Below are 11,317 nucleotides of genomic sequence, written 5' to 3'. Positions count from 1 at the left end.
ACAGGGTCGCTCGCCCGGGGGACACATCTACGTCACAGCGTCGTTCGATCGGGCGGGTTAGGTTGGGTTCGTGGCAGTCGAACAGTTCCCCCGCAACCTCGGCTTCTCGGCGACCTACAACTTCCGCGACGTGGGCGGTTACCCCGGTCTCGACGGGCGTACGGTCCGCTGGCGCCGGCTCTTCCGGTCCGACGCGCTGCACCGGCTCGGCGAGGACGACGCGGCCGCGTTCGAGGCGCTCGGCGTGCGCACGGTGATCGACCTGCGCCGGCCGTTCGAGATCGAGAAGTACGGCCGGGTGGCCGAGCGCTACGGGCTGGCCTATGAAAATCTGGTGCTCAACCACGTCGACTGGGAGACGATCGACCACCCCGACGAGGTCGTGCACGAGCGCTGGCTGGCCGACCGCTACCTGAACTTCGCCGAGGACGGACGCGAGGCGATCCTGGCCTCGCTGCGCATCATCGCCGACCCCGCGCAGGCCCCGGTGATCGTGCACTGCATGGCGGGCAAGGACCGTACGGGCACGGTTTGCGCCTTGGCCTTGTCGCTGCTGGGTGTGTCCGACGAGGACATCGCGGCCGACTACGCCCTGACCACGCAGGCGATGCAGCCGCTCACGGACTACCTGCTGGAGAAGCACCCGTCGGCAGTGCTGGGCAAGGAGCACATGTGGGACTCCCCGCCGGCCGCCATGCGGATGTTCCTCGACGACCTGCGCGCCCTGCACGGCTCGGTGGAGAACTACGTGGCCGAGATCGGCCTGACCGACCAGCAGGTGGCCGCTATGCGCGCCCACCTGCTGGAGCCGGCATAACTCGCTCAGAGCACCCGGTGGACCCAGCCGAACGGGTCCTCGGCGCGGCCGCGCTGGATGTCGACCAGCTGCTTGCGCAGCTCGGAGGTGACCTCGCCGGTGCCGCCGTCGGCGACCGTGAATCCGCCGCCGGCGTACTTGACCGAGCCGATCGGGGTGATCACGGCCGCGGTGCCGCAGGCGAAGGCCTCACGGATGGCGCCCGAAGCGGCCCCCGTACGCCACTCGTCCAAGCTCACCGGGCGCTCGACCACCTTGCGGCCGGCCCGCTCGGCCAGCTTGATCACCGAGTCGCGGGTGATGCCGGGCAGGATCGTGCCGGTCAGCGGCGGCGTGGCCAGACTGTTGTCGTCGAGCACGAAGAACACGTTCATGCCGCCGAGCTCGTCGATGTATTTGCGCTCGACCGCGTCGAGATAGACGACCTGGTCGCAGCCGTTCTCGATGGCTTCGGCCTGGGCCGACAGCCCGGCCGCGTAGTTGCCGCCGCACTTGGCCGCGCCGGTGCCGCCGGGGGCCGCGCGGGTGAAGTCGGGGGTCACCCAGACCGACACCGGCTTGACGCCGCCCGAGAAGTAGGGCCCGACCGGGGACGCGATCACCAGATACAGGTATTCCATCGAGGGCCGCACCCCCAGGAAGACCTCGCTGGCGTACGCGAACGGGCGCAGGTAGAGGCTGCCCTCGTCGCCCGGCGGGAGCCAGGAACGGTCGATGGCGATGATTTCGCGCAGCGACTGCAGGAACGTCTCCTCGGGCAGCTGCGGCATGGCCATGCGCTGGGCCGACTGAGCGAAACGGGTCGCGTTCGCGTCGGGCCGGAACATCGCGATGCCGCCGTCGGGCAGCGTGTACGCCTTCAGGCCTTCGAAGATCTCTTGCGCGTAGTGCAGGACGGCGGACGCCGGGTCCATCGGGATCGGGGCCCGGGCCTCGACGCGGGGCTCGTACCACCCTTTGCCGTCGGCATACCGGATCGTGACCATGTGGTCGGTGAAGATGCGGCCGAAGCCGGGGTTGGCGAGGAGCGCGGAGCGCTCGGCATCTGCCACGGGTGCCGGGTTCGGACGGATCTCGAACTCGAGGTTGTCACCACCGCTCATGACAAGTGGACCTGCTTTCTGACAAGACGAATGAGGGCATGCGGAAGCACCCGTAGTGCTTCATGAATCTACCCGAACGGTCGTTCAATCCACAGACCGCAGCGGGTGAAGTGCCCCCGGCGCTGCTTGTTTACAGCGCGGCGGCGATACGGTCGCCGACCTCGGCGGTGCGCAGCGGCGCGCCCGGGGTGCGGGACGCGACCTCGGCTGCGACCGCCTCGGATACTCGGCGGGCCTCGTCGTGGTGGCCGAGGTGCTCGAGCAGAAGCGATGCGGAGAGGATGGCGGCCGCCGGGTCGGCGATGCCCTGACCGGCGATGTCCGGCGCGGAGCCGTGCACCGGCTCGAACGTCGACGGGTAGGTGCGCTCCGGGTTGACGGAGCCGCTGGCCGCCATGCCGATGCCGCCGGTAACGGCCGCGGCGATGTCGGTGAGGATGTCACCGAAGAGGTTGTCGGTCACGACCACGTCGTACCGCTGGGGGTTGCTGACCATGAACATGCTGGCCGCGTCGATGTGCTGGTATTCCGTCGTGACCTCGGGGAACTCGGCCGCGACGGCCGCGAAGGTGCGCGCCCAGAGGCCGCCCGCCTTGGTCAGCACGTTGGTCTTGTGGACCATCGTCACGTGGCGGCGCTCGCGCCGCTGGGCCCGGGCGAACGCGTCACGGACGACCCGCTCGACGCCGTGCCGCGTGTTGAGGCTCTCCTCGGTCGCGATCTCGGCGGGGGTGTCCTTGTGCAGGACGCCGCCGGCGCCGACGTAGAGACCCTCGACGCCCTCGCGCACCACAACCATGTCGATCTCGCCCGGCTTGATGCCGGCCAGCGGGCTGGTCGTGCCGGGCCAGAGCTTGGACGGGCGCAAGTTCACGTACTGGTCGAAGTCGAAGCGGAGCTTGAGCAGCAGGCCGCGCTCGAGCACGCCCGGCGGCACACTCGGGTCGCCGATGGCACCGAGCAGGATGGCGTCGTGCCGGGCCAGCTCGTCCTGGATGGCCTGGGGCAGCACCTCACCGGTGCGGTTGTAGAACCGCGCGCCGAGGTCGTAGTCGTTGAACTCGGTGCCCGGCAGTACGGCCTCGACGACCTTCTGAGCCTGCGCGGTCACCTCGGTACCGATGCCGTCGCCGGCCACCACCGCGATCCGCGCCACGCTCACGTCTGCTCCTCCGGTCGAGTTCCGTCGGGCCTCAGGCTAGCGCCTTGTTCCCGATCTTCGGTACGTCGGTCCCACCTAGTGAGCGTTAAGGGTAATACCGGCGAGTAGGGGCGGGACGCGAACAGCCCCCGTGCCGCGGCAAACGGCAACGGGGGCTGTAGCGACGAGTACGCGTGGCTCGGTCCCGCCAAATGCACGCCGGACGAGCAGGCACCGTCACCCGAAGACAGGCCCGCCCGACGAGCGGCACCGGCAACGCTAGCGATACGGACTAATGACGCGCAAGGTGCCTCACCGAGAGCCGGCTGCCTGATATGCGGAAATTCCGGCCACGTCGACGAAACCGGCCGACGCCGTCAGGGTCAGCACGGGCGAGACGATCTCGACCCGCACCGGGTCACCGGGACTGAGCACGATGTCCGCCATCGGGTCGGTGCCGAACCCACGCAGCTCGACGTCGGTCAGCCCGAAGAACCTGAGCTGTATCTGCACCACGTCGTAACGCTCCCGGACCCATTTCGCCGGTGGCCGGGCTGGGAACACCGGCAGGTCCACCGTGACGGTCAGCGAAGGACCGTCACGGTGGAGCGTCACCTCGTGGACGTGAACAGCGGCCAGTTCCGGCGGCTCACCGCCGTAGACGGCGAGGATGCCCTCCGGGTTGCCGAGTGCTTGCGTCCATCCGGTCATACCGACTACCTACCACTCATAGTGCTGGGCGGTTCCCTCGACCTTGCCCGTACGGGTGTTGTCGCCCGGCCGCACGTTCAGGTGCCGCCCCTGGTCGCCGACGCCACCCTCACCGAACTGGTGCCCGGCCGAGTGGTCCTGGATGACCACCTTGCTGCCGTCGTCGCGGGTGAAGTGGTACTCCCGTGTCATGATCCGCTGCTTGTTGGCGTCGAGCACCGGGTTGCCGAACTTGTCGGTCATCGGCACCCGCTCCACCTTGTCGGGCACCTTGTTCATCGGGATCTTGAGGTCCCGCTTGGCGTCCCGGAAGGCCGCGCTGCGGCTGGCCAGCGTCTTCGTCGCGTTGATCGGACAGGCTTCGCCGGCCGCCGCGGATTTCGCGGACGCCTGGGCCCGCAGCCCGCTCCGCGCAGCGGCCAGGCCGGTGCAGGGGATCTCGTCGGCCTTCTTGCGCGCCTTGGCCAGGTCGGTGAGCTCGTCGACCTCCTTGCGGGCGCCACTGAGGGCGTTGACGAAACGGGCGATCTTCGGCGCGAACTTGACCAGGTCGGCGGTGAGGCTCAGCGCCTTGCTCCACGGAATGAAGTCGGCCAGCGCCCACAGACAGGCCGAGATGTTGCCGTCCATGAAGCAGCCCTTGATGTTGTCCAGCCCGAGCAGGCTCAGGACAAGATCGCCGGCGTTGGCCTTGATGAAGTCGAGGATGCCCTGGTCGGCCTGCGCCTTGGCCGCCTGGTAGCGAGCCCGCTCCTCGGGCGTCATCGAGGCCAGGAGGTCCTTCTCCTCGTCCGGCGTGAGATCGCCGCCGCCCTCAATGTCTTCGACGCGTTCCTGCCGCTCCCGTTCACGATCGGCCGCCTCGGCCCGCTCGAAGGCCTTCTGCGCCTCGACGGCATAGCCCAGGGCCTGGTCGGCGGCGATCGCCGCGCTGTCGGCATGCTTCTGCGCGCTGGCCGCGGACGCCTCGGCCGCCGCGGCGTCCCGCTCGGCCGATGCGGCCGCACCCCGGGCCGCCGAGGCGTCGGACTCGGCGCGCGAGGCGGCCGCGTTGGCCGCGTCGGCCTCGCTCTGCGCCGCGGCCGCCGCCTTGCCCGCGATGGCGGCGTCGGAAGCGGCCTCGTTGGCCGCGTTGCGGGCCGCGACGGCGTCGGCCCGGGCCTGCTCGTCGGCACGGGCCGCACTGGCCGCGGCCGCGCGCGCCGCCGCACCGTCGGCCGCCGCCTGCGCGGCCGACTGCTTGGCCTCGGCCGCGGACTGCGCCGCCTGCGCGGCCGACGCGGCCGCCGCGGCGGCGGCGTTGAAGGCCGGCTTGACCTGCTCGTTGGCCAGTCGTGCGGCCTCCGCGGCCGCGTTGGCCGCGACCACCGCCTCCTCGGCCCGGCGCTTGGCCGCGGCCGCCTGCTCGGCCCCGATCACCTGGGCCTGGGCGGCGACGAGCTCGACGAAATCGGCGTCGATGTCGTCCCCGCTGAACGGCGACACCATCGCGATAGCGGTGTTGGCGGGCTCGGCGATGCCGGCCGCCGAGACGCGCGCGGCGTTGGCCGCGCTGACCGCGACGTCGGCCTGGGCCGCCGCGGCGACGGCCTCGCTGGTCGCCGCCTGAGCCTCGTCCCGCGTCCGCTGGGCCGCCCAGAGCGACTGCACGGCCTCCTCGGAGGCCTGCGACGCCAGCTGCTGCGCCGCGCGGGCCGCCTCGGCCGCCTTGACCTCCTGGCGGGTGGCCTCGGCGGCGCGCGCGTCGGCCTGCAGACGCGCCGAGTGCGCGGCCCGGGAGTCGGCCTCGGCGGCGTCAGCCGCGGCGTCGGCGCGCGCCGCGGCGGCCTGCGCCCTCTCGGCGGCCGCCCACGCCCGGGCCGCGGCCTGGTCGGCCTGCGTGGCTGCCGACCGCGCGTTGGCGGCCGCGCCGGTGGCTGTGTTCGCCGACGAACGGGCGCTGCGGGCCGCGGTGCCGGCCACGCCGGCCTGCCGCCCGGCCTCGTCGGCCTGTCGCTGCGCCTCGGCCGCGTCGGCACTGCCGGCGGCCTGGGCCGCCCACGCCCGGCGCGTGGCCGCCTCGGCCTTGGCGGTCTGCTCGGCCCGCTCCGCAGCCATCGCGTCGTCGCGCGCCCGCATCGCGTTGTTCTCTTGATCCCAGGCGCGCTTGTTGGCCTCGTCGGCGGCCGAGTCAGCCGAGCCGGCCTGGCGGCGGGCGTTGGCCGCGATGCCGGCCTGGGTGTCGGCGTTAGCCCGGGCGTTCGCGGCGATCGCGGCCTGCGCGTCGGCGCGCTGCCGGGCGGCGGCCGCGTTGGCCCGCTCCGATTCGGCGATCTGCCGCTGCCGCTTGGCCTCGGCCGCCTGCGCCTCGGCGATCTCGCGGTGCCGGCGAGCCTGCTCGGCGGCGGCCCACGCCTTGGCCTCGGCGGCCTGGGCCTGCTCCCGGGCCTTCTTGGTACGCGCGGCCGCAGTCTTGGCCGCCGCGGCCTGCTTGGCCGCGGCGGCGGCCAGCTTCGCAGCCGACTTGGCGTGCTCCTCGGCGTGCTGACGCCACTTGATCGCCTGCTGGGCGTGCGCCTCGGCCTGGGCCTGGGCGCCCTGGGCGGCGTTTGTGGCGATGGTCGCGTCGATGGCGAACTGCGCGGTGCGGGCGGCGCCGACCGCGGCGGTGGCTGCCTCGCTCATGCCCTGGGCGATCAGCGACCATTCGGCGCCGTAGTCGAGCCCGGTGTCCATCAGGTCGTCGGCCGCCGACGTGGCCGTCTGCGCCGCGATGCCCGCCTCGCGAGCGGCCACCTCGGCGTACCCGAGCTGACGTTTCGCCTCGTTGTTGGCCGTCGTGAGCTCGGGCGCCTTCTGGGCCGCCGTGCCGCCGCCGTCGAGCACCCGCGCCGAGTGCCGGGCGGCGTTCGCGGCCGCGGCCATCGCGTTGGCCGCCTGCTGCAGGGCCCGTACGCCCTGGCCGTGCGCGACCAGCATCTGGCGGCGGGCCACGTTCGCCCGGGCCGAGCGCTGGGCCAGCTCGGTCAGCTCCTCGGCGGCCTTGTTACGCGCCTCCAGGTCCTTGAGGTATTGCTCGCGCTCGGCCGCGTCCAGGCGCGCCGCGGCCAGGTAGCCGGTGCTGAGGAACGCGTTGACGGCCGCGTCGTCGCCGGCCAGCGCGGCCTCGGCGGCCCGCTTCACGTTCGACTCGGCCGGGGCGGTGGCGGCGACGATCCGCACGCGCTCGCGCAGGGCGGCCGCTCGCTCGGCCGCGCTGCGCGCCACCTTCGCGTCCCGGTCGCGGGCGATGTCGGCGCCGTAGGCCAGGAAGGCCGCCCGGTCGCTGTCGGTGCCGGCCAGCACGCGCTGCACCTCGGCGTTGAAGTACTGGCCGCCGGTGCCGGCCAGCGCGCGGACGGCGGCCAGATTGTCGGCCGCCTCCTGCTTCTTGCGCGCCGCGACCTGCTTGTCCAGCGCGGGCTTGTCGACAGTGGCGAACCGCAGAATGATCGCCGGGTCACCCGTCGCCAGCGCGGCCAGAGCAGCCGCCCGGACCTCGGGCTCGGCGGTGAACTCGGCTACGTCGGCGACCGCCTTGCGCCACCGCTCGTCCGTGGCCGACACGCCGGTGGTGCCGTTCCACGTCTCGGTGATCAGCGGCGGCACCTCGATCCGGGGTGGATCTTCGGCGAGCGCCACCACCCTCGAGGCGGCCGGGGCCGCCATGGCGGGCGGCGCGTGCAGATATGTTGCGACCACGGCCGCGGTCAGCGACAAGAATGTCGCCGCGCGGACGCGCGTGCGGATGCTCACTACTGGAATCCCCGTTTCGCGTGCTCGGTCACCGACCGGCACGCAAGGCCGGCCGGGGGGGCCGGCCGACCACCTCCGTGCGCGCTGACACGCACGGGCGCGACGCTCGTCCCCCGTTGAGCGCCACGACCGATCGGAATCATTTCGATCGATGGGCTGATCGCCGCGGGAATTCAACCACATCACTGTCCGGCGTGGCGGCCCGGCCGTGTGTGATCTTTCCTGGGCGCATCGGCGCGGGGGCCGCGCCCGCGTGTCGGAACGGCTTCTTCGCGCTTGCCGGGCTCCGCGATGGCACCATGCGCCGGTGAGTTTCGACCTCGTGGTGTGGGCGATGAACAAGACGGACCTGCCGGACGCCGTGCGGGCCGCCAACGCGCGATGCGCGCGCGGTGAGCACCCGCAGCGCCCGGCCGACCCGCGCGTCGTCGCCTTCTACGACGCTCTGACCAGTGATTATCCCGACCGTGGCCCGCGCGCCACGGCGGCCGGCTCACCATGGGCGCACGCCCCGCTGCACGCCGCGGCCGACCACATCCAGATGCGGCTGGACGAGAACTGCCCCGACCAGGTGCTCGAGACGATCGAGCGGCTGGCCGCCGAACTCAACCTCGACCTGCTCGACCTGCAGGACGGCACGGTCTATCCGCCGCCGGTCAGGAGCCTCTGAGTCCTGTCGGAAGCCGAGCCGGTCAGGAGCCGTTGAGCCGCAGGTCGACCGCACTGCCCCGGGCCGAGCCGATCGCGGCGGCCACGCCGGAGAGCAGTTCCGCGTCGACCGACGAGTCGACGGTCAGCGTCATCAGCGCCTCGCCGCCCGCCTCGCGCCGGGCCACCTGCATGGCCGCGATGTTGACGCCGGCCTCGCCGAGCAGCGTGCCGATCGCGCCGACGACACCGGGACGGTCGCTGTAGCGGAAGAAGAGCAGCACACCGTCCGCGGTGAGGTCGAGGTCGAAACCGTCGACGCCGGTCAGCTTGGCGATCTCGCGGGCGCCGTGCAAAGTCAGCGTGCCGGCCACGCTCACCGCCCGGCCGTCGGGCAGCGCCCCGCGTACGGTGACCAGGTTGTGATGATCGGCGGGCTCGTCACTGACCACGAGCTCGACCTCGACCCCCCGGTCCAGGGCCAGCTGAGGGGCGTTCACGTAGGTCACCCGCTCGTCCACGACCGCGGTGAACAGCCCCTTGGTGGCCGCGAGGCGCAGCACCCCGACGTCGTGCGAGACGATCTCGCCGCGCACCTCGACCGTGACGGTGGCCGCGATCCCGCCCGCCACCGCCGTGAAGACCTTGCCCAGCTTCTCGGCCAGCGCCAGCAACGGCCGCACGTCCTCGTCGACCACGCCGCCGGCCTGCACGTTGACCGCATCGGGGACGAACTCGCCGTCGAGCGCGAGTTTCACACTGCGGGCCACGGACAGGCCCGCCTTGTCCTGCGCCTCGGCCGTGGACGCGCCCAGATGCGGCGTGACCACCACGTTGTCGAAGGCGAAGAGCGGGGACTCGGTGGTCGGCTCGGTGACGAACACGTCGAGCCCGGCCCCGGCCACCCGGCCGTCGGCCAGCGCGGCGGCCAGCGCGGCCTCGTCGATCAGCCCGCCGCGGGCCGCGTTGACGATCCGGACCCCGGGCTTGACGAGCGTCAGCTCCTTCTCGCCGATCAGGCCCACGGTCTCCGGGGTGCGCGGGAGGTGCACCGAGATGAAGTCGCTCTCGCGCAGCAGTTCCTCCAGACCCACCAGCCGTACGCCGAGTTGCGCGGCCCGGGCGGGCTGGATGTACGGGTCGTAGGCGATCAGCCGGGTGCCGAACGACGCCATGCGCTGGGCGAACAGCACGCCGATGCGGCCCAGCCCGACCACGCCGACCGTCTTGCCCTGCACCTCGACGCCGACGTGGCGGGAACGCTGCCAGCGGCCCGCCTTGAGCGCGGCCGAGGCGGTGGCCGTGTGCCGGGCCACCGCGAGCAGCAGCGCGATCGCCTGCTCCGCGGCCGACACGATGTTGCTGGTCGGCGCGTTGACCACGAGGACACCGCGGGCGGTGGCGGCGGGCACGTCGACGTTGTCGAGCCCCACGCCGGCCCGGGCCACCACGCGCAGCCCCGAGCCGGCCGCCAGCACCTCGGCGTCGACCCGGGTGGCGCTGCGGACGATCAGCGCGTCGGCCGCGGCCACCTCCGCGAGCAGGGCGGCCCGGTCGGTGCCGTCGACCCGGCGGACGTCGTAGTCGTACGCAAGCACGTCGAGGGCGGAGGGGGCCAGCTCTTCGGCGATCAGAACGACGGGCGTCACGGGCAGCCTCCGGGATCGCGGGACCCGATCGTATGCAGTCCCATAGATCCACAGTGATGTGACGACCATCACACCGTGGTTACTTAGGCAACACGCCTCGGAATCTTGTCCCGATCGATGGGCGGGGACGCCGGACGGCCGGCTAGGGCGAGCCCGTCGGGCTGGCGGAAGCTGAGCGCCTCGGCGTCCAGCGCGTCGTAGAGCAGGTCGAGGTCGAGCGTGCCGACGGGCGGGTAGACGCGCTCCCGCGGCGGCTCCTGACCCACCTCGAGCGCACCCTGCTCGACCATGAACTCCACGATGGCCTGGCGCACGGCGGGCAGCGTGACCGGCGAGTGGTAGACGACGTTGAGGGCCTGCATCCGCATGCCCTGCACGTGCTCCTCGCCCTTGTTGTCGTGGAAGTGCGGGTTGCGGGTCTCGATCTGCAGCACCGGCACCGAGCTGGCCATCACGTCCGGATCGGTGCTCTCGAGCACGCCGCCGAACTGCTCGAACATGTCCATGTACTCGTACGGCTCGACCGCGAACCCGCCGGCCAGGCGCAGCTTGAGGCCCAGGTCGAGGGTCATCGCGTGCTCGCCGGCGTTGCCGGTGGCGATCACCTCGGTGCCGAAGTCGGAATACTCGGCCAGGAACCGGTTGAGCCACTCGTTGGTGATCTGCGAGCTGCGGCCCCGGCGGCTGAAGAACAGGCGGTTGTCGCGCAGCTTGGGCTTCGAGTGCCACGAGATGCGGACCATCGAGTAGGGCGAGCCGGCCAGGTGCAGCCCGGCCGCGTAGACCTTGCAGTACTCGTGGACCGAGCCCGGCACGTAGTTGTCGGCGTCCACATAGCCGATGTAGCGACGGCCGGTCATCGCGGCGAGGGCCATGCCGAGCAGCATCGCCTCGCCCTTGCCGCTGCGGACCAGCCCGTCGTCGTCGATCAGCTCGGGCATGCCGGCCGCCTTGATCGCCGCGGCGACGCCCGGGTCCTTCTGGTGCACGGTGATCGCCGAGCGCCCGGCCAGCCGGCAGAACTGCTCGACCGTCTGCGCCTCGATCTCGTAACGGTCGACCGGACCGCGATCGCTGTTCGAGACCAGAATGATCAGACAGTCGTGCGGAATGCCGGAGAGGACGCCCTCGATGACGGTGCGTGTCTCATTCATGCACGGAACGACAATGACCATTTGCGATTCCACGGCGCGAAGCGCCTCGGCCGGCACAACCTGGCTGCCCGCACCGACCGAGGTGCCCGAGTCCAGCTCGATCACCCGCTGCAGCTCATGAATCCGGACCGCACCGAAGCGCTCACTCCGAAAAGAATCAGCCAGTCGCATCTCGCGAAGATACCCGCCGGAACGCACCCGCAAAGGCCCGAACAGCGCACAATTCAGTTTCGGAAGCGGCCCAGGTAAAGGGGAAGTAACGCACGCGTTTCAGGTAATCGCCTGGTCACGGAAAGGCCCGGATCCCGCTCGCGAACGAG

The 11,317-nt window shown here is 71.8% G+C and carries 8 protein-coding genes; 2 read left to right on the top strand and 6 right to left on the bottom strand.

Features of this window, described 5'->3' with window-relative positions:
• The first annotated feature begins 70 nt into the window (after positions 1–70).
• Positions 71–817, top strand: coding sequence for a tyrosine-protein phosphatase (locus tag BKA14_RS36680; protein ID WP_184955330.1), 747 nt, complete (start codon positions 71–73; stop codon positions 815–817).
• Between the two features lie 5 nt (positions 818–822).
• Here BKA14_RS36680 and BKA14_RS36675 read toward each other — a convergent pair whose 3' ends face one another.
• The 4 genes from BKA14_RS36675 to BKA14_RS45365 all read right to left on the bottom strand — a co-directional run bounded on the left by BKA14_RS36675 (position 823) and on the right by BKA14_RS45365 (position 7,546).
• A complete protein-coding gene (locus BKA14_RS36675; protein ID WP_184955329.1) occupies positions 823–1,920 on the bottom strand; it encodes a branched-chain amino acid aminotransferase in 1,098 nt (365 codons plus the stop codon).
• A gap of 130 nt (positions 1,921–2,050) precedes the next feature.
• Entirely contained in the window at positions 2,051–3,076 is a 1,026-nt protein-coding gene (locus BKA14_RS36670; RefSeq protein ID WP_184957176.1) for a 3-isopropylmalate dehydrogenase, read from the bottom strand.
• Positions 3,077–3,373: 297 nt separating this feature from the next.
• A complete protein-coding gene (locus tag BKA14_RS36665) occupies positions 3,374–3,772 on the bottom strand; it encodes an Imm50 family immunity protein (protein WP_184955328.1) in 399 nt (132 codons plus the stop codon).
• A 9-nt stretch (positions 3,773–3,781) separates the two neighbouring features.
• A complete protein-coding gene (locus BKA14_RS45365; RefSeq protein WP_184955327.1) occupies positions 3,782–7,546 on the bottom strand; it encodes an HNH/endonuclease VII fold putative polymorphic toxin in 3,765 nt (1,254 codons plus the stop codon).
• A gap of 334 nt (positions 7,547–7,880) precedes the next feature.
• On the opposite strand from BKA14_RS45365, the gene BKA14_RS36655 reads away from it, so the two are divergent.
• Positions 7,881–8,216: a hypothetical protein gene (locus tag BKA14_RS36655; protein WP_221478485.1), complete on the top strand. Its 336-nt coding sequence runs from the start codon at positions 7,881–7,883 to the stop codon at positions 8,214–8,216.
• 22 nt (positions 8,217–8,238) lie between these two features.
• On the opposite strand, the gene serA is transcribed toward BKA14_RS36655, so the two are convergent.
• Positions 8,239–9,843, bottom strand: a complete 1,605-nt coding sequence (gene serA, locus BKA14_RS36650; RefSeq protein ID WP_184955325.1) for a phosphoglycerate dehydrogenase — start codon at positions 9,841–9,843, stop codon at positions 8,239–8,241.
• Between the two features lie 83 nt (positions 9,844–9,926).
• Positions 9,927–11,168 (bottom strand): mannosyl-3-phosphoglycerate synthase, encoded by a 1,242-nt coding sequence (mpgS, locus tag BKA14_RS36645; protein ID WP_184955324.1) that lies wholly within the window; start codon positions 11,166–11,168, stop codon positions 9,927–9,929.
• Positions 11,169–11,317: the final 149 nt, after the last annotated feature.

It is taken from the genome of Paractinoplanes abujensis (assembly GCF_014204895.1).
Lineage (GTDB): Bacteria > Actinomycetota > Actinomycetes > Mycobacteriales > Micromonosporaceae > Actinoplanes > Actinoplanes abujensis.
The sequence above is the reverse complement of the archived record's forward strand: the minus strand, read 5'-3'. Positions and strand labels throughout refer to the sequence as shown.